General features: G+C 66.8%; 17 protein-coding genes. 14 read left to right on the plus strand and 3 right to left on the minus strand.

The window, feature by feature from the left end; all coding sequences use genetic code 11:
• Window positions 1–51: 51 nt before the first annotated feature.
• Window positions 52–1,212: an MFS transporter gene (locus EV646_RS22875; RefSeq protein ID WP_132151818.1), complete on the plus strand. Its 1,161-nt coding sequence runs from the start codon at window positions 52–54 to the stop codon at window positions 1,210–1,212.
• On the opposite strand, the gene EV646_RS22880 is transcribed toward EV646_RS22875, so the two are convergent.
• On the minus strand, window positions 1,187–3,448 hold the full coding sequence (locus EV646_RS22880) for an FdhF/YdeP family oxidoreductase (RefSeq protein ID WP_132151820.1): 2,262 nt from the start codon (window positions 3,446–3,448) through the stop codon (window positions 1,187–1,189). The genes EV646_RS22875 and EV646_RS22880 overlap by 26 nt on opposite strands.
• A gap of 146 nt (window positions 3,449–3,594) precedes the next feature.
• On the opposite strand from EV646_RS22880, the gene EV646_RS22885 reads away from it, so the two are divergent.
• From EV646_RS22885 to EV646_RS22940, 12 genes are all read left to right on the plus strand, one after another.
• Complete coding sequence (locus EV646_RS22885) at window positions 3,595–4,323, plus strand: 3-hydroxybutyrate dehydrogenase (RefSeq protein ID WP_132151822.1); 729 nt, start codon at window positions 3,595–3,597, stop codon at window positions 4,321–4,323.
• A 16-nt stretch (window positions 4,324–4,339) separates the two neighbouring features.
• Window positions 4,340–5,641: an MFS transporter gene (locus EV646_RS22890; RefSeq protein ID WP_132151824.1), complete on the plus strand. Its 1,302-nt coding sequence runs from the start codon at window positions 4,340–4,342 to the stop codon at window positions 5,639–5,641.
• 17 nt (window positions 5,642–5,658) lie between these two features.
• Complete coding sequence (locus EV646_RS22895; protein WP_132151830.1) at window positions 5,659–7,425, plus strand: helix-turn-helix domain-containing protein; 1,767 nt, start codon at window positions 5,659–5,661, stop codon at window positions 7,423–7,425.
• Between the two features lie 165 nt (window positions 7,426–7,590).
• Window positions 7,591–8,352 carry a CpaE/TadZ family protein gene (locus tag EV646_RS22900; RefSeq protein WP_132151832.1) on the plus strand — a complete coding sequence of 254 codons (762 nt, stop codon included), beginning with the start codon at window positions 7,591–7,593 and terminating at the stop codon, window positions 8,350–8,352.
• A 58-nt stretch (window positions 8,353–8,410) separates the two neighbouring features.
• A complete protein-coding gene (locus tag EV646_RS22905) occupies window positions 8,411–8,758 on the plus strand; it encodes a type II secretion system protein (RefSeq protein WP_132151834.1) in 348 nt (115 codons plus the stop codon).
• Between the two features lie 80 nt (window positions 8,759–8,838).
• Entirely contained in the window at window positions 8,839–9,933 is a 1,095-nt protein-coding gene (locus EV646_RS22910) for a type IV pilus twitching motility protein PilT (RefSeq protein WP_132151836.1), read from the plus strand.
• Complete coding sequence (locus tag EV646_RS22915) at window positions 9,930–11,567, plus strand: GspE/PulE family protein (protein ID WP_132151838.1); 1,638 nt, start codon at window positions 9,930–9,932, stop codon at window positions 11,565–11,567. Before EV646_RS22910 ends, EV646_RS22915 begins: the two co-directional genes overlap by 4 nt.
• Before the next feature lies 1 nt (window position 11,568).
• Entirely contained in the window at window positions 11,569–12,774 is a 1,206-nt protein-coding gene (locus EV646_RS22920) for a type II secretion system F family protein (RefSeq protein ID WP_132151840.1), read from the plus strand.
• On the plus strand, window positions 12,774–13,229 hold the full coding sequence (locus EV646_RS22925; protein WP_132151842.1) for a type IV pilus modification PilV family protein: 456 nt from the start codon (window positions 12,774–12,776) through the stop codon (window positions 13,227–13,229). Before EV646_RS22920 ends, EV646_RS22925 begins: the two co-directional genes overlap by 1 nt.
• Window positions 13,223–13,852: a PulJ/GspJ family protein gene (locus tag EV646_RS22930; protein WP_132151845.1), complete on the plus strand. Its 630-nt coding sequence runs from the start codon at window positions 13,223–13,225 to the stop codon at window positions 13,850–13,852. Before EV646_RS22925 ends, EV646_RS22930 begins: the two co-directional genes overlap by 7 nt.
• Window positions 13,849–15,939: a hypothetical protein gene (locus EV646_RS22935; protein ID WP_132151847.1), complete on the plus strand. Its 2,091-nt coding sequence runs from the start codon at window positions 13,849–13,851 to the stop codon at window positions 15,937–15,939. Before EV646_RS22930 ends, EV646_RS22935 begins: the two co-directional genes overlap by 4 nt.
• 94 nt (window positions 15,940–16,033) lie before the next feature.
• Window positions 16,034–16,687: a response regulator transcription factor gene (locus EV646_RS22940; protein WP_132151849.1), complete on the plus strand. Its 654-nt coding sequence runs from the start codon at window positions 16,034–16,036 to the stop codon at window positions 16,685–16,687.
• Between the two features lie 2 nt (window positions 16,688–16,689).
• Here EV646_RS22940 and EV646_RS22945 read toward each other — a convergent pair whose 3' ends face one another.
• On the minus strand, window positions 16,690–17,430 hold the full coding sequence (locus tag EV646_RS22945) for a prepilin peptidase (protein ID WP_132151851.1): 741 nt from the start codon (window positions 17,428–17,430) through the stop codon (window positions 16,690–16,692).
• Between the two features lie 151 nt (window positions 17,431–17,581).
• On the opposite strand from EV646_RS22945, the gene EV646_RS22950 reads away from it, so the two are divergent.
• The gene (locus EV646_RS22950; protein WP_132151853.1) at window positions 17,582–18,238 is read left to right on the plus strand and encodes a response regulator transcription factor; all 657 of its coding nucleotides are present in this window, start codon (window positions 17,582–17,584) and stop codon (window positions 18,236–18,238) included.
• On the opposite strand, the gene EV646_RS22955 is transcribed toward EV646_RS22950, so the two are convergent.
• The gene (locus EV646_RS22955) at window positions 18,235–19,158 is read right to left on the minus strand and encodes an NADP-dependent oxidoreductase (RefSeq protein ID WP_132151855.1); all 924 of its coding nucleotides are present in this window, start codon (window positions 19,156–19,158) and stop codon (window positions 18,235–18,237) included. The two genes, EV646_RS22950 and EV646_RS22955, sit on opposite strands and share 4 nt — an antisense overlap.
• Window positions 19,159–19,208 lie beyond the last annotated feature (50 nt).

Raw genomic sequence — 19,208 nt, forward strand, 5'->3', positions numbered from 1 at the left:
CCTGCGTGACTAACCATATCGCTTTAGATAGTCACGCGAGAGGAGATCGCGGTGAGCACACCAACCAGGATCGCCCCGTGGAGCGGGCTCTCCCCAGCTGTATGGATCCTGGTGGTGGCCCGTACCGTCAACCGGATCGGCGCCTTCACCTTGCCGTTCCTCGGCGTGGTGCTCACCGTCGAATTCGGTGCCTCGCTCACCGAGACCGGGCTGATCGTGGCTCTGTTCGGCGCCGCCACGATCCCGTCCAGGCTGCTCGGCGGTCAACTCGCCGACCGTCTCGGACGTCGACGTACGATCGTTCTCGGCCTCACCGGCTGTGCGGTCGCCCAGCTCTGGATCGCCGTCTCGACGCAACTCTGGTCCGCCGTCGTGGCCACTCTTCTCCTCGGCCTGGCCTTCGAGATCTACGAGCCACCCAGCCAGGCGACGATCGCCGACGTCACTGAGCCCGTCGACCGCCCGAGAGCGTATGGGCTGCTCGGTGCGGCGATGGCCGCTGCCGGTGTCCTGGCCGGTCTGCTCGCGGCAGCCGTCAGTCACTGGGACCTGCGCTGGTTGTTCGTCGCCGACGCGCTCAGCTGTCTGGCGTGTGCGGCGCTGGTCGCAAAGGCGTTGCCGGCCGACATACGACGGCATCGTGAGCAGGCGGCGCCAGCGGTATGGCGCGACCGACGGCTCGTGCTCCTGCTAGTCAGCGGCACGGTCTTCGCGACCGTCTACATGCAGCTGATCATCGGGCTGCCGCTGACGCTTCTCGAACAAGGTCTGCCGAAGTCAGGCACCGGCTTCATCCTCGCCGTCTCCGCGGTCACTCTGATCGTCGGCCAGCGACTGCTGCGGGTGCGGCACCTCGACGACTTCCGAGCGATGACAGTCGGCTACATCCTGCTCGCAGCAGGCCTGGCAGTCACTGCCTTCTCGCAGAGCCTCACGGCCTTCCTCATAGCCACATTGCTGTGGAGCCTGGGCGACCTGTTCCTCCTCACCCGCTACCTCACACTGGCCTCCGGACTCGCGCCCGACCATGCACGCGGTCGCTATCTGGCCGTCTTCGGCCTCAGCTGGGGTGTCGCGACCACGATCGCGCCGCTGACGGTGACGCAGCTGCTCAAGATCGGACCAGAAGCACTCTGGCTCTCCAGCGCTGTGGTGTCCGTCGTACTCGCGATTCTCCAGCCCTGGTTCAGGACGAGACTGGCTCGAGCCTGACCGTCAGCCCCTTGGCCACTGGCGTGTTGCTGCCCTTGGCGAGGTCGTCGGCGGACATGAGGACGTTGGTTTCCGGGTAGTACGCCGCGACGCAGCCGCGCGCGGTCGGATACGACACCAGCCGGAACCCGGAGGCGCGTCGTTCGACCCCCGCGAACTCGCTGACGATGTCGACGTACGCGCCGTCCTTCAAGCCGAGGTCGGCGAGGTCCTGTGGGTTCACGAAGACCACTTCGCGCGTCCCGTGGACGCCGCGGTACCGGTCTTCCAGGCCGTAGATGGTGGTGTTGAACTGGTCGTGGCTGCGCATCGTCTGCAGCAACAGCCGACCAGGTGCCGTCGGCAACCAACTCAGCTCGTTGGCGGTGAATTGCGCGTGGGCGTCGGAGGTCCGGAACTCGCGTTTGTCCCGGGCGGCGTGCGCAAGCAGGAATCCGCCCTCGTTGGCTCGCAGCCGCTCCTCGAAGTCCTCATACCCGTCGGCCACCCGACCGATCCGCTGCCGGATCAGGCTGTAGTCATCGGCGAAGTCGGCCCACGGAATCTCGCCGGCATCCGGTACGACGGCCTGCGCCAGCCCGCAGATGATGCCGATCTCCGACTTCAGCTCCGGACCCGGCGGGATCAGGTTGCCGGTCGACAGATGGACGGCGCCTTGGGAGTCCTCGACCGTCACCGACTGCGGACCCGCCGCGGTGTGGTCGTGGTCGGTCCGCCCGAGGGTCGGCAGGATCAGGGCCTCCCGGCCGGTGACCGTATGCGACCGGTTGAGCTTCGTCGACACGTGCACGGTCAGGTCGCACTGCCGCAGACCCCGGTGAACGACCTCGGTGTCGGGGGTCGCGGACGCGAAGTTTCCACCCATCGCGATGAACACCCGGACGGCGCCGTCCCGCAACCGCCGTACTGTCCCGGCCGCGTCGACACCGTGCTCGCGGGGAGATGTGATGGCGAACTCGGCGTCCAGTTTGTCCAGGAACGCGTCCGGCATCTTCTCCCAGATCCCCATGCTGCGATCGCCCTGGACGTTCGAGTGCCCACGCACCGGGCACGGCCCTGCGCCCGGCTTGCCGATGTTGCCCTGCAGGAGCAGCACGTTGACGATCTCGCTGATCGTCGCGACCGCCTCACGGTGCTGCGTCAGGCCCATCGCCCAGCAGATCACCGTTGCCTTGGACTTGATGAATCGCTGGGTGAACTCCTCGATTTCCGTACGACGCAAGCCGGTCGCCAGCTCGACGGCGGGCCAGTCGAGCTCGGCGTTCTGCTTGGCGTAGAGGTCGTAGCCGCTGGTGTGACTCTCGATGAAAGCCTTGTCCAGCACGGTCCCTGGGTTCGCCGCCTCGGCCTCGAGCAGAAGGTGGCCGACGGCAAGGAACAGGGCCTGGTCCCCACCGATCCGGATCTGCAGGTGCTGGTCGGCCAGCGGCGTACCCTTGCCGATCCAGCCGCTCGGGCGCTGCGGGTTCTTGAAGTTCATCAGGCCCGGCTCGGGCAGGGGGTTGACCGAGACGATGCCGGCGCCGTTGCGCTTGGCGATCTCCAGGTGACTGAGCATCCGCGGTGCGTTGGTGCCTGGGTTCTGCCCGACGACGACGATCAGTTCGGCCTGCTCCAGCATCTCCAGCGTGACGGCGCCCTTGCCGCTGCCGATCACGCGTGAGAGCGCCGTACCGGAGGATTCGTGGCACATGTTGGAGCAGTCCGGCAGGTTGTTCGTGCCGTACGCGCGGACGAACAGTTGGTAGAGGAACGCAGCCTCGTTGCTGGTCCGGCCGGAGGTGTAGAAGACGGCGTCATCAGGGTTGTCGAGGCCTTTGAGATGCCGCGCGACGACCCGGAAGGCCTCTTCCCAGCCGACCGGTTCGTAGTGGGTGGCGCCGGCGCGGAGCAGCAGCGGCTCGGTGAGCCGGCCGAGCTTGCCCAGCTCGAACTCGGAGATCTCGTGCATCGCCTCGACCGAGTGCTCGGCGAAGAAGGCTCGCGGCACCCGCTTGCGGGTCGCCTCCCAGGCCACCGCCTTGGCACCGTTCTCGCAGAACTCGGCCGCGTGTTTGCGCTTGTGGTCGGGGTCCGGCCAGGCGCAGGACGGGCAGTCGAAGCCGCCGTCCTGGTTCATCTTCAGGAACACCTTGCCGGTCCGCGCCGGGCCCATCTCCCGGAAACCGAACTTGAACGACGACAGCACCGCGGGGACGCCGGCGGCCTTCTTCTTCGGCTGTTCGATATCGACCATGCTTCAACAATAGGCCCGGCTATCAGCACGCGCCGGATTGATAGGCGAGGTTGTGGACAAGTGGCGGCACCCGCCACCAGTGGCCGTGGAGTTATGTGGTCCCAGCCCATAGTGCGCCGGGCCGCGGATTTCTACAGTCATCGGCCATGGAGACCCGTCGAGCCCTTGTCACCGGAGCTGCGTCCGGCATCGGCGCTGCCTGTGCCCAGCGCCTGGCGGCTGACGGCGTGCAGGTCGTCGCGGTCGACTACGACGCCGCCGGACTCGAAGCACTCGAGGGTGTGGAGACGGTGGTAGCCGACCTGGCCGACCTGGAGCGCCTGGAAGACCTGCCCAAGGACGTGGACATCCTCGTGAACAACGCGGGGGTCCAGCAGGTCGCACCACTCGAACAGTTCCCACCGGAGCGTTTCAGCTACATCGTGCGGCTCATGCTCGAGTCACCGTTCCGCCTGATCCGTCAGACCCTCCCGCACATGTACGGCGCCGGGTGGGGCCGGGTGGTCAACATCAGCTCGGTGCACGGACTCCGGGCCAGCCCGTTCAAAGCGGCGTACGTCGCTGCCAAGCACGGGCTGGAAGGACTCAGCAAAGTGGTCGCACTGGAGGGTGCGCCGCACGGAGTGACCAGCAACTGCGTGAACCCGGCCTACGTCCGTACGCCGCTCGTCACCGCGCAGCTGGCGGATCAGGCGGCTACTCACGGCCTGTCTGAGTCAGAGGTGCTCGACAAGGTCCTGCTCGAGCCGGTCGCGGTGAAGCGGCTGATCGAGCCGGCCGAAGTGGCAGAGCTGGTCGCGGTGCTCTGCGGCCCGGCCTCGGCCTCCATCACGGGGAGCTCGTTCGTACTCGACGGCGGCTGGACCGCCCACTAGCTCAGGAGAGCCCGCCATGACAGCAACAGAACCAGTCCGTACCCGCACACCGATTGTCCGGGTGGTCGGCGCCAGTCTGGTCGGTACCACCGTCGAGTGGTACGACTTCTTCCTGTACGGCGTCGCCGCGTCGGTCGTGTTCGGCGACTTGTTCTTCCCCAAGGGCGAGGAGCTCACCGGGACCCTGCTGAGCTTCGCCACCTTCGCCGTCGGGTTCTTCGCCCGTCCGATCGGCGGAGTCGTGTTCGGCCACTTCGGCGACCGCCTGGGTCGTAAGAACCTCCTGGTGCTGTCGCTGCTCATGATGGGGATCGCCACCTTCGCCATCGGCCTGCTGCCGACGTACGCGCAGGTCGGTGCGCTCGCTCCGATCCTGCTGACCGTGCTGCGGCTGGTGCAGGGGTTCGCACTCGGTGGTGAGTGGGGTGGCGCCGTACTGATCGTGTCGGAGCATGGTGACCCGGCACGGCGAGGGTTCTGGGCCTCCTGGCCGCAGGCCGGTGCTCCAGCGGGTCAGCTGATCGCCAACGGCGTACTGGCCGGGCTGGCGGCTTTCCAGTCGGACGCGGCGTTCGACTCGTGGGGCTGGCGCATCCCGTTCCTGCTGTCCGCCGTACTGGTGCTGGTCGGGCTCTGGGTGCGGCTGCGCATCGAGGAGTCGCCGGTGTTCAAGGAGGCGCGGGCGAAGCAGCAGCCGTCGGACAAGCTGCCGCTGATGGAGGTGCTCACCAAGTACCCGCGTGAGGTACTGACCGCGATGGGTGCGCGCATGGCGGAGAACGTGAGCTACTACATCTTCACCATCGTCATCGCGACGTACGCCAAGGAACACCTGGGCATGGGCAAGTCGTTCGCGCTGAACGCCGTACTGATCGGTGCGGCCGTGCACTTCTGCGCGATCCCGCTGTGGGGTGCCCTGTCGGACCGGATCGGCCGGAAGCCGGTCTACCTGGTCGGTGCGTTCGGAGTCGGTATCTGGGCTTTCGTCTTCGTGAGCTTGGTGGACACGAAGAACTTCGCCCTCGCGACGCTCGCGGTGACTGTCGGGCTGGTGCTGCACGGTGCGATGTACGGGCCGCAGGCGTCCTTCTTCACCGAGCTGTTCGGGACGCGGGTGCGCTACTCCGGTGTCTCGGTCGGCTACCAGCTCGCGTCGATCATCGCCGGTGGTCTGGCGCCGTTCATCGCGGTGGCACTGCTGAAGGCGTACGACTCGGGCTACGCGATCGCCGTGTACGTCGCAGTGTGCGCAGCCATCTCGGTCATCGCCGTGACGTCGTACTCCGAAACTCACCGCCGGGACCTCACCCGGGTCTAGGTGGCATCATCACGAACGTGGAGGAGCTTCTCAGGCTGCTGGCCGAGGATGCGCCCGGGAGTGAGCTGGCCCGGGCGGCGGGCGAGGACGCGGTGGCACGCGACCTCGCCCTCCGCGTCCGAGCCGGCATCGATGCCAGCAAGAAGCGTGAGGCCGAGCTGTCCGCCCTGGTGGACGTTGCCCGCGAACTCGCCTCCGCCCGCGACCCAGGCGGCGTACTCGACACCATCGTCCACCGCGCCCGGACGCTCATCGGGACGGACGTCGCCTACCTGACCCTGTACGACGCCGCACACGGCGATACGTACATGCGTGCGACGGACGGGTCGGTGTCAGCAGCCTTCCAACAGCTGCGGTTGCCACTGGGCGCAGGGCTCGGCGGTCTGGTCGCGGAGACGCACAAGCCCTACTGGACGGCGGACTACCCGTCCGACCGACGATTCCGTCACACAACGCCCATCGACTCCGCAGTGGGGGAGGAGGGCCTCGTCGCCATCTGCGGTACGCCGCTCATAGTCGACGGAGCCTTTGTCGGCGTGCTGTTCGCCTCCAACCGGACACGCCGGCCGTTCAGCCGCGAGGAGGTGTCGCTACTCGGCTCACTCGCCGCACTGGCGGCTGTGACGATCGTCCAGGTACGAGCAGCTGCAGAGACCGCGGCAGCGCTGGACCAGCTCTCCGCAGCCCACGCCGGTGTTGAGCACGCGGCCGCGGCGCACGACCGGTTTGCTGACATCGTGTTGTCCGGTGGGGATGTGGACGCGATCGCCGCCGCACTGGCCGAGCTGCTCGACGTGTGGGTCGTTCTCGTCGATGCTGTCGGCAACGAGTTGGCTGTAGCTGGTGCCGCGCAGGACTCTGCTGTCCCTTGGCAGGAGTCGGAGTCTGGCCGGCTGACACGGATCGGCGACTGCTGGGTCGTCGCTGCGACCGCGAAGGGCGAGCGTCTCGGCGCACTGGTCATCGGCGGCGTGGACGACCTGTCCGGCGCCGACCAGCGCATCGTCGAACGTGCCGCAGTCGTGACCGCTCTGGTGCTGCTCTTCCGTCGCCAGGCCGCTGAGCAATCCCAACGTGCACAGGCGGATCTCCTGGCCGACGTACTCAGTGGAAGCGCAGACCCACGCACACTGACCGACCGGCTCCGCCTCCTCGCACCCAGCCGCCGCCACGACCGGCTGGTCGTAGCAGTCTGCCGCGGCGACCACTCCGCCGTACGCGCTCGCATGCCCGCACCGCTAGAGGACAAGCTCGTCCTCTCCGGCCCGTACGGCGGCGACCTCGTGCTGCTGCTCGCACTACCCGACGCCGTACGCGCGGCACGCGAACTGACCGAGGTAGCCAAGCGGACCGGTGTCACGATCGCCGTGACAGGCCCAGCGGCCTGGGGCTCGGCACTAGTCGAGGCACACCGCCAGGCGGCCCGTCTGGCAACGACCATGCTGCGCCTCGGCCGCAGCGGCGAGTCCGCAACGCCAGACGACCTGGGAGTCGCCGGTCTGGTCGGTGCTGCGGATGTCGACGTACGAGCCCATGTAGAACACGTCCTCGGCTCGGTCCTCCAGTACGACGCCCAGCGCGGCACCGACCTGATCGGCACCCTCCACGCGTACTTCGCCGCAGGCCAGAGCCCCACCCGCGCGGCCACCGCCCTGCACATCCACCCCAACACAGTCCAGCAACGCCTGGACCGCATCAGCGCCCTCCTCGGCGACGGCTGGCAACACCCAGACCACGCCCTGGACCTCCAGGTAGCCCTACGCCTCCACACCGCCCTCGGCTGACCCCGTCAGCCGTTCGGACGACACGGTGTCAGCCGATCGTGGCGACCTGTCATCCGTTCACCCGCTGTGACGAACTCTGGCGCTCCAGCACTCTTTAGGCGGAGCCAACACCGCCGATCGTGACACAGAGTGCTTGTCTCCTTGAGAGGCGCCGGGGGGTGTCGAATGTCGGACGGACGGATCATCGCGGTCTTCGCGGCCAAGGGTGGCTGCGGAAAGACGACCGTCGCCACGAACCTCGCGGTGGCCTTGTGCGCCCGTGGCACCCGTCCCGTCTGCCTGGTCGACCTCGATCTCCAGTTCGGCGACGTTGCCAGCGTGTTGGGGCTCCGTGCCGAGCGCAGCATGTTGCAGGCCTTGGAATGGGCCGGCGAGCTCACCGTGCCGCTGACTGCGGCCCTGATGACGCCGCTTCGGCCCGGTCTGGACTGCCTGCTCGCACCCACCGGCCCGGGTGAGGCCCACCAGATCCCGCCGAGCCTGGTCGCCGAGCTGCTCTCGATCCTGCCCACGGCGTACGACTTCGTCGTCGTCGACTGCCCGGCGGTCTTCAACGGGGTCGTGCTCGCAGCGCTCGACGCGGCGCACCACCAGGTCGTGGTGACAACGTCCGAGCGCCCGGCACTGAAGAACCTCCGGCTCACCCTCGACGTCCTCGATCTGTTGTACGACGCAACGACCCGCTCGGTGGTGCTCAACAAGTCAGACGGACGGACGGGTCTGACCGCGGCAGAGATCGACCAGCTGATCAGGAGTCCGGTCGCGGACTGCCTGCCCCGCTGGGACGACGTACCAGCCTCCATCAACCGGGGCGAACCACTGGCCCTCGCCTACCCGGACCACCCGGTCAGCCAGGCCGTCCGCCGACTGGCCGACGCAGTGGCCACCAGCGACGGGAGGTGCAGCCGCGATCCGCCCGCCGGTTAACCGAACACCTCAACTCCGTCATCCATCGAAAATCCTTTGTACAGAAAGAGAAACCATCATGCTTGATCGAATCCGCGAAGCCCGCAAGAACCAGGCCGGCTTCACCCTGATCGAACTCCTGATCGTCATCGTCATCCTGGGCGTCCTGTCCGGCATCGTCGTCTTCGCGGTCAGCGGCATCCAGAACCGCGGTCACCTCGCGGCTTGCAAGTCCGACCGAGCGAGCGTCGAGGTGGCTGTCGAGGCCTTCTACGCCAAGAACGGCACCTGGCCGGGGTCCATCGCTGCTCTGACCACAGCGCCGAACCAGTTCCTGCGCAGTGAGCCCAGCACCACCTACTACACCATCTCCTACGACTCAACCACTCACGCGGTCACCGGCGATTACGCCGGCTGCAACGCCTGACCTCACGATCCCACTGCCGGGGGAGGGCTTTCCCCAAGGGCCTTCCCCGGCAGTGATCCACAATCTGCAAAGGAATCATCATGAAAGGTCTTGCCCGCGGCAGTCGTGTCGATCTGCTGTTGGAGGAGCTGTGGAACGCCGGCGGTACCGACCTACTGCTCACCGCGGGCATGCCTCCGCAGATCCGTGTCCACGGCGATCTGCACCCCGTCCACGACGCCGCCGTACTCACTCACGACGACACCGACGAACTCGTCGCCGAACTCCTGACCCCCGCCCAGGCCGACGCCTGGACGAACACCTACGAGCTCGACTTCTCCTTCTCCTGGCGCGACAACGCCCGCATCCGCGGCAACGCGTTCAGCCAGCGCGGCGACACCACCGTCGCCCTCCGGATGATCCCGCGCTCGATCCCGACGATGGACGAGTTGTGCCTGCCGCCGGTGCTCGGCGACTTCGCCAAGCAGCACCAGGGCCTCGTCCTCGTGACCGGCCCGACCGGCTCCGGCAAATCGACAACGCTGGCCGCCGTGATCAACCAGATCAACACCGACCGCGCCTGCCACATCATCACCATCGAAGACCCGATCGAGTACGTCCACGACCACAAGCGCTCCGCCGTCAACCAGCGCGAGGTGGGCAGCGACACCGCAAGTTTCCCGGACGCGCTGCGTTCGGCGCTCCGCGAGGATCCCGACGTACTGCTGGTCGGTGAGATGCGCGACCTGGAGTCGATCCGGTTCGCGCTCACGATCGCCGAGACCGGCCACCTGGTCTTCGCCACCCTGCACACCAACGACACCGCGCAGTCGCTGGCCCGCATCATCGACGTCTTCCCGGCCGAGCAGCAGTCCCAGGTCCGGGTCCAGCTCGCGGCCGCGTTGAGCGGCGTCGTCTATCAGCGGCTGATTCCCCGCATCGGCGGCGGCCTGATCGCGGCGTACGAGGTGATGGTCGCGAACTCCGCGATCCGCAACCTGATCAAGGAAGGCAAGACGCACCAGCTGCGCAACTCGCTCGTCACCGGTCAGCGCGAAGGCATGCTGACGCTCGAGCAGTCGCTCTCGTCGCTGGTTCAGACCGGCGTTGTCTCGTACGACGATGCCGTCGCGCGCAGCCTCTACCCGAAGGAGATCGAGATGCGGCCACGGCTGCGGGCGGGGGTGCCGGCATGAGGCACCGTAGGCGAGAGGAGTCCAGCACCATCACGGTGCCCGCGGCGCGGCCCGAGGTCCGGCCGGCGGCGAGCCAGGAAGACCTGCAGATCGAGCGCAATCGCGCCCGCCAGATCGCGACGAGCCACGGTCTGGCCCAGGTCGACCTCGGCGACGTCACCCCGGACCCGGCCGCGACAACCCTGCTCGACGAGCGGACCGCGCGCGTCTTGACCGCGATCCCGCTGACCGCGGATGAGAACAACGTCATCGTCGCGGTGGCCGATCCCGAGGTCGAGGCCGATCTCCGGGCGGCGCTCGGGCGTCCCGTCGTACTGCGGATCGCGGCTCCGACCGACGTACTCACGGCGATCGGCAACAGCTACCGGGCCCTGACCGGTATCGACAGCAGGGTCAAGGTTTTCGAGGCACGCGACGTGATCCGCAAGGACGCCAGCCGGGTGGACCTGGCGACGGCGAACGAGGACGCGCCGGTGGTGCAGGTCGTGCAGCTGATCATCACCCAGGCACTGCGCGACCGGGCGTCCGACGTACACATCGAACCGCACGACGACCGGGTGCGAGTCCGCTTCCGGGTCGACGGCGCGCTGCATGACCAGCTCGAGCTGCCCGGGTCGATCGGGCCGGCGGTGGTCAGCCGGATCAAGATCCTTGCCGACCTCAACATTGTCGAACGGCGCCGCCCGCAGGACGGCCAGATCAGCATGGACATCGAGGGCCGCGAGGTCGACATCCGCGTCTCGACTACTGCGGTCGTCGGCGGCGAGAAGGTCGTGCTGCGGTTGCTCGACAAGAGCCGGCCGCTATTCCGGCTGGAGCAGCTCGGCATGCCGCAGGAGATGGCCGGTCGCTACTCGGCGCTGCTGAGGTCGCCGTACGGCATGGTGATCTGCGCCGGACCGACAGGCAGTGGCAAGACGACCACGCTGTACGGCTCGCTGGGCGAGATCAACACGCCCGAGCGCAACATCATGACGATCGAGGACCCGGTCGAGTACACCTTCCCGTCGATCAACCAGATCCAGATCAACGAGCCGGCCGGCATCACGTTCGCGGGTGGACTGCGGTCGATCCTGCGGCAGGACCCGGACGTCATCCTGGTCGGTGAGGTCCGCGACGTCGAGACCGCGCGGATCGCCGTACAGTCCGCGCTGACTGGCCACTTCGTGCTCTCGTCGCTGCACGCGACCGATACCGCGACCGCGCTGCATCGCCTGCTGGACATGGGCATCGAGAACTTCCTGATCGCCTCGTCGGTGACCGCGGTCGTCTCCCAGCGGCTCGTACGGCGGATCTGCGACAACTGCCGCGAGTCGTACCAGCCGCCCGCCGAGGAGCTCGCGTTCCTGGACACGTTCAGCGGCCACGTCCCGCTCGGTGGGCTGACACGGGGCGCCGGGTGCAACTACTGCGCGCAGACCGGGTTCCGCGAACGGATCGGCGTCTACGAGCTGATGCCTGTCACCGACAGCATCCGCGAGCTCGTGGTCGACCGCGCCTCGCACGACGAGATCCGCAAGGCCGCCCGGTATGAGGGCATGCGGACGCTGCAGGAAGAGGCGGTCCGGCTGGTCGAGGCGGGCGTGACGACGGTCGCCGAAGTTTGGCGTTCCATCTACGTGGTCGGGAGCTGAGATGGCCAGGTACGCGTACGTCGCCGTCGCACCGGACGGCCGCACCGCCAAGGGCGTCACGAAGGCGGACACCCTGGAAGACGCCGAGCTGGCGCTCTACGAACGGGAGCTCCGCGACATCCGGGTGACCGAGAAGCGCAGCGTTCTCCAGCTGGAGATCACCGCGAAGCGGGTCAAGCGCGAAGAGGTCATGCACTTGTCCCGCCAGCTCGGTGCCTTCATCAAGGCCGGCCTGCCGCTGATCGACGCCGTGCACAGCCTGGCCCAGGAGTCCGGCAATTCCTCGGTACGGCGGATGATGACCGAAGTCGAGCACGGACTCCGCGGCGGCGAGACGCTGTCGGACTGCTTCGACCGGCACCCGAAGATCTTTCCCGAGTTCTACCGCGGCATCCTGCGGTCGGCAGAACTGAGCGGTCAGCTCGACACCGTCCTGTCCCAGTTGGCGAAGTACCTCGAGCGCGACCTGGAAGCGCGCCGTAAGGTCAAGCAGGCGATGATCTACCCGAGCATCGTCGCGGTGATGTCGCTGGTCACAGTCGTCGTGCTGGCGGCTTTCGTGCTGCCGCGCTTCAAGGACTTCTTCGCCAGCCTGGACGCCGAGCTCCCGCTGCCGACCCGCATGCTGCTCGCCGTCACCGACTTCCTCACCGCATGGTGGTGGGTGATCGGCGTCGGCGGAGCATTCCTGGCTCTGCTCGTGTTCGCGGTGACGCGGACCCACGGCGGCCGCTATGCCAGGGACAAGCTCTTCCTGGCTCTGCCCGTTCTCGGCGGCACGATCCGGTTCGCCTTGGTCGAACGCTTCTGCCGGATCCTCGCGTCGATGGTCGGCGCCGGCGTCCAGCTTCCCGAGGCCCTGCGCGTCGCGACCGGCTCCCTGCCGAACCTCGTCTTCCGTCGCTCGCTGAACAACGTCGGCGAGCTGCTGCTCGAGGGCGGAGGCCTGGCGCGACCGCTCGCCGCCACCGGTCTCTTTCCGACCACTGCTGCGCAGATGATGCGCGTCGGCGAGGACACCGGAACTCTTGACACCCAACTCGAGGTCACCGCGCAGTACTACGAAGGCGAACTCGACTACAAGCTCAAGAAGCTGATCGGCCTCTTCGAACCCGCCGTCATCATCGTCATGGGCGTGGTCGTGGGCTTCGTCGCCGTCGCCCTCGTCTCTGCCATGTACGGCATCTTCGGGCAGGTCCAAGGCTGATGAGCGGAAGGAGCGCCTCCGAGCGAGGTGAGAGTCTGCTGGAGGTGCTGATCGCCGTAGCCATCATGGGTATCGCCGCGGTGGCGATCATGGCCGGCCTGACCACCAGCGTGCTGATGTCCGACATCCACCGCAAACAAGCGACGGCCGGTACGGCGGTTCGCGACTATGCCGAGGCGCTCCAGACGTTCGTCGCCACCGGGGACAACTACGTTCCTTGTGCGACGGCAGCCGCCTATGCCCTGCCCAGCTTCACCGTGCCGGCGGGCTACGCCAAATCGGTGGTCGCGGGTTCGACTCGCTACTGGGACGGCGCCAGCTGGCAGTCGAGTTGTGGCACGGACAAGGGCCTGCAGAAATTGACGATCCAGGTCGCGAGTAGCGACGGACGCGCCACGGAGCATGTCGACGTCGTACTGCGGAAACCATGCGGGCTGGAGGACGACCTATGTTGAGGAACCGGTGCCGCGGTGAGCGCGGGTTCACCCTGGTCGAATTGATGGTGGCGATCGCCATCCTCGGCGTGATCACCGTGCCGTTGGCCAATGTGATCCTGGGCGCGCTGCGCAACACCACCGAGACCTCCGACCGGCTGGACCTCTCCCACGACGCTCAGATCAGCTCGTCGTACTTCGCCCGTGACGTCGCACAGGTAGGCCTGAGGGACCGGGCAGCTGCCAACGGGGAGTCCGTGCCCTTCAAGCCGTCGGTCGAGGTCGGGGCGGCGTACAACAAGGACGGCAGGGTGTGCGGTGACTCCAGTACGCCGGTGGCCGCCGTACGGCTGCTGTCCGACGCCTGGAACCCCGCGGTGTCCATGACGGACCCCACCACTGACATCGTCGCGTACTACGTCGAAGGCTCCGAACTGCACCGCATCAAATGCATCGGCCCCGCCGTCACCGGAACCGACGTCGTACTCGCTCACAACGTGAAGAGCGGAAGTGTCGCCGTGACCTGTTCCTCGACCTGTACCGGCGTTCCGGTGCCGGACGAGATCACCCTGAAGTTCCTTGCGAGCAAGGGATCCGTCGACGACTACCAGATCACCCTTAACGGCCAGCGGAGGCAGTCATGAGAGGCCGGTTCGTTCGTGCACGAGGAGAAGACGGTGCTGCGCTCGTCCTGGCACTAATCATCGTCACCGTCGTCGCGCTCGGTCTCAGTGCCCTGTTGTCGCTGTCCGACACGAGCATCCGTACCACTGTGGGACTGCGCGATCAGGTGTCGACGACGTACAGCGCCGATGGCGCCATGCAGGCGGCCGTCAACAATCTGCGCAACAGCACCTACAACCACGCCGCCGGCCAGCACTGCTTCGGCACCACCGACACGCTGCAGCTGAGTGGTTTCTACGGTTCGGACTCAGCCGCGGTGACCTGTGAGTCCGACCCGAAGAGGATCCTGATCCACTGCCCCACACTGTCCGACTGCAATCGACCCGGCAACGCCATCCTCACGCTCGGCACCAATCCGGCTGAGGACGGTGTCAACATCACCCAGCCGATCGGCTCGACCTTCAGGGTGCACGGCAACGTGTTCTCCAATTCGAACATCAATGTGGTCAAAGGCGCCCTAAACACCAATGCCGCGGTGTGGGCAAGGTCTTCGTGCTCCGGGACGATCCAGAGCGTCCCCGCGCCCTCGTGCAATTACGGGGACTCGAACGAGTTGGGCGATGACCCCAACTACGTGGCCGACGCGACGACGGCGCCCGTGCACCGGGATCTGCCGACCTGTAACCGGCCGAACTCCCTCGTGACGTTCCTGCCCGGCACCTATGACGATGCGAACGGGCTGAGCACGATGATGGGCAACAGCAGCTCGTGCAAGAACAGCACGTGGTGGTTCACGCCAGGGACCTACTACTTCGACTTCCACAACAGCGGGCCGGCGGCGAACCCGCTGCTCCCGTCGGCCGGCGACAACGTTTGGACGATTGACAACGGCACGCTGGTCGGCGGCACACCCGTTGACAGCGCGGGCGGGATCATCGCTAAGCCGCCGGTGCCCGCGAGCATCCCAGGCTCCTGCGACAACCCGATCAATAACGTGAATTTCACCACCGACGGCGTGCAGTTCATCTTCGGTGGTGACAGCCGTCTCACGGTCAAGGCAGGCGAGGCCGAGCTGTGCGGCTCCATCAAGGAAAACAAAGTGCCTGTGGCCGTCTACGGCCTCAAGTCCGGCACGGAGACGACCACGACCTGGACGGGCGACGCCAAGTCCTTGAAGCTCAACGCGGTCACCGCCGGCAGCAAGTTCACCAACGCCACGCCCACCACGCTCGCAACCAACGACGCTACGGTCGCGACCTGGAACAGCACCAAGAAGAACGACTCGACAGTGCTGACACTCAAGGGATTCGCGCCGGTCGATCCGATTCCGGCTGGATCGAGGCTGCAGTCGGCGGAGGTGAAGATCCGTCACCGGCACACCGATATCACCGCCGCCGATTCCTTTGACGTCAGCTTGATGACCGGGAGTGGTCCGGCCCTGACCGGTTCGACGACCGGGCGAATCGGCAACCCGTCGCTACAGACAGACACGATCAGCCTCGACACCGCACGTACTGGTGCCCTTGCCACAGCCATCTACAAGGGCAACTACAGCGACGCGACGATCGATCTCACGACGAAGCTGCAGAACGATCCCAAGAACGACGCCGAGCTCATCGACTCGGTCCAGCTCGAGCTCACGTTCATTCCTCCCGCCCTACGAGGTGCGAACGGTTGCGTCACCAGTGGGCCGTACACGGGTGGTGGCGATTCGGCAGCGAACTGCTCGATGATCACTGCGACCAACACCTCCGGCAACCAGTTCTACGTTCAAGGCACGACGTACGCACCGAAGGCCGCGCTGGACATCACTCTCAACAACGCTGAGGAACAGGTCTTCCGGTTCGGCGTCATCTCGCGAGCCCTGTGGGTCAAGGAGACCGGCAGTTTCAGCTACACGGGTGTGGTGATCGAGGTCCCGGACGACTCACCGGGCTTCGTCTTCAGCATGTACCTGACTGCGTACCTCTGCCCTGGTGCCGGGCCCTGCAGCACGACCGGCGCACCGGCGCTGCGATCGAAGGTCGCCCTTGTGGACGCCAATCCGAGCACTCCACAACCCGGCGCCCGACAGGTCACCATCCTCAGCTGGTCACGACCTGGCTAGGTGCCTCGGCGGAGTCCCGCCTACTTGGGACCTAAGTCCCTATCTGGCCCCGGTGGCTGTTACCTAGGGTGACGGTCACACGGGGAGGGACACAATGAGTCATCGGATCAGGATCGTCGTGGTCGATGGTCACACACTCACACGGTTCGGATTGGTTGGTCTGGTCAGCGGGCAGCCGGACATCGCTGTTGTCGGGGAGACCGGGCTCGGTGCCGAGGCCGCCGCGATTGTGGCGGCGGCTGCCGCCGATGTGGTTGTGCTTGACAGCGCACTGCCGGACGGCGACGGACTGCGGGTCGCGCGGGCATTGCGCGACCGGTACGCCGGACTCGGCATCGTGCTGCTGACATCGAACGGCGAGGACGACCTACTGTTCCGGGCTCTGGAGCTCGGTGTGTCCGCCTTCGTCACCAAGACCGCTCCGGCGGTCGAGGTGCTGGCCGCGATCCGGCACGCGGCAGTCGCGGCAGGCTCGTTCATAGCCAGCGGTCTCGGCCAGGCCGTCGCCAGGCGCCAGACCGCCGCGGTCAAGGCGGCGCTCAGCCCGCGCGAAGCCCAAGTGCTCGCGTTGCTCGGTCAGGGCCTGTCGGTCGCGGCAATCGGTACGACGATGTTCGTCAGCCACTCCACCGCCAAGACGTACGTCGCGAGGCTCTACGAGAAGCTGGGTGCGTCCAACCGGGCTCAAGCGATCATGGCCGGCCTGCGACTAGGCCTGCTGCAGCAAGAGCTTCTGACACCTGCCTGAGCTCACCCGGCCACCAAGACGGCTAGTAAGGCCGCAGCGATCATGAACGGCCCGAACGGCAGGGCGGTCTTGCGTCCTCCGCGCCCGGTGGCCATGACGACCACGCCGACGACAGCACCGAGCAGGAAGCCGCCGAACGCGCCGATCACCAGCGTCCACCAGGACAGGTAAGCGAGCACACCGCCGAGCAGGCCGGCCAGCTTCACGTCACCCCCTCCCATTCCGCCGGTCAGCGACAGCAGCACGAAGAAGCCGAGCAGCGCCACCGCTCCGATGCCTGCCCGTGCCAGCGGCCACCACACGTGCTCCCAGGCAGCCGACGCCGTCAGCAGCACGGCGAGGATTGGGTACGACGGCAGGATGATGCGGTTCGGCAGCTTCCTCAGTTCGAGGTCGATCAACGCCAGCGCAATCCCGGTCGAGGCGAACCACAGGTACGCCGGCAGCGCGGACAGCAGCCCGAGGTCGTCCAGCCGCCAGGCGAGCGCGGCAAAGACCAGTCCGGTCCCCGCCTCGACCAGTGGGTAGCGCACGCTGATCGGTTCCTTGCAGGCGGCGCACCGGCCGCGCAGCACGATCCACCCGAGCACTGGGACGTTGTGCCGGGTCAGGATCGGCGTACCACAGCGGGGGCACTGCGACGGCGGGCTGCTCAGGGAGAGCCGGCGCGGCAACCGATGGACCACGACGTTGAGGAACGAGCCGATCGCCAGGCCGAACAGAAGTGCGAAGAACTCGACCATTCGGACCTCCGCAATCGGGTAACCAAGTGCTCAACCAACTGGGTGGAAAGCACCCGCTTGAAATGCGTAACGCCGTGTAGCGGCCGTCCGATCATAGTTACAGCAGGTGATACTCGTCACGCTGTGCTGGGGAGATCTTCCGGGGGCGATCATGAGCAATTCCATCACCGTCGTGGTCATCGACGGTCACACGCTGACTCGGTACGGCTTGATCCGGCTGGTCAGCGCCGATACCGATATCCGCGTCGCAGGTGAATGCGGCCTTGCGTCCGAAGCCGCGGCCCTGGTCGCCGAGGCCCGTCCGGACGTCGTCGTACTGGATGTCGTTCTTCCCGATGCCGACGGCCTCCGGCTCGCCCGCGAGTTGCGTGACCGTCACCCCGGCCTGGGGATCGTCGTACTCACCTCGCACGACGAGGACGACGTACTGTTCCGGGCGCTGGAGACCGGCGTGTCTGCCTTCGTCGGCAAGACCGCCCCGAACACGGAGGTGCTAGGGGCGATCCGCCACGCAGCGGTCGCGGCCTCCTCTTTCACGGCGACCGGTCTGGCGTTGGCACTCGCTCGACGCAGCCTGGCCGCTCAGGCCGTCATGGCGCTCAGCCCACGCGAGCGGGAGGTTCTGGCGCTGCTGGCCGACGGGCAGTCCGTGCCGGCGATCGCTGGCATGATGTTCGTCAGCCTCTCGACGGCCAAGACCTATGTGTCACGTCTGTACGACAAGCTGGGCGCTACCAACCGCGCCAACGCGATCATGACCGCCTTGCGCCTCGGCCTGATCAAGGCCGAGCTGCCCGTGCCGGCTTAGTTAACGAGCACCAGGCGGCCGCGGACGCCGCCCTTTGCCAGGCGGTTGTACGCCGCTGGGGCTTCGTGCAGCGGGTAGGTATCGGCAACTCGGGTTGAGAGGACTCCGGCCTCGACGAGCTGGACTAGCTCCTGGAGTTCGCTGCGGTTCGCTTGGACGAAGATCTGCTCCACGGTGATGCCGCGGAGGTGCGGTGGAGTCGGGCCTGCTTGTACGTGTGCGTGCCAGCCGCGGTTGCGGACCGCCTCCTGCGCAGCGATGCCTCGTACTGCGGCGTCCACCAGACCATCCACACCTGCTGGGGCGATCGTGTGTACTGCCGTCAGGTCCTTCGGCACGAAGTGGTCGGCGCCAAGGCGTCGTACTAGGTCTTCGTCTTCCTCGCCGGCACTGGCGATGACGGTCAGGTCTAGACGCTTCCCGAGCTCGACTGCGTAGCCGCCGACCCCGCCAGCCGCGCCGGTGACGAGCAGTGTCTGGCCGGGAGTGAGCTGGAGGGCTTTGAGTGCCTGCAATGCAGTCAGGGCGTTCAGGGCGATTGTGGATGCTGCGGTGAGGTCGAGGCCCTTTGGTGCCGGCGCTACGGCGTCTGCGTTGAGTACGACGTACTCCGCGTGGGTCTTGAGCGGCAGGCCGAGCAGGTCGGCCAGTCCGATGACCGGCGTACCTGGTGTGAGGTCTACGCCTTCGCCGATCGCGTCGATGGTCCCGGCGACGTCCCAGCCGAGTCCGAACTGCTCCCGCGGTGCTGTCACGCCGTACTGGACGACTTTGCCGGTGCTGACCGCTACGTCGACCGGATTGACCGCGGCCGCGGCCACTTTGATTCGGACCTGTCCTGCTGCCGGTTCGGGGACCGGAGTCTCGATCACTTCGAGGGCGTCGGGGCCTTCGAGCCGACGGGCCACGAGTGCGCGCATATCTGTTCTCTCCTTGGCTGAATGATGCTTGGCGACACCACTCTGGGAGA

This window comes from Kribbella antiqua, assembly GCF_004345665.1.
Lineage (GTDB): Bacteria > Actinomycetota > Actinomycetes > Propionibacteriales > Kribbellaceae > Kribbella > Kribbella antiqua.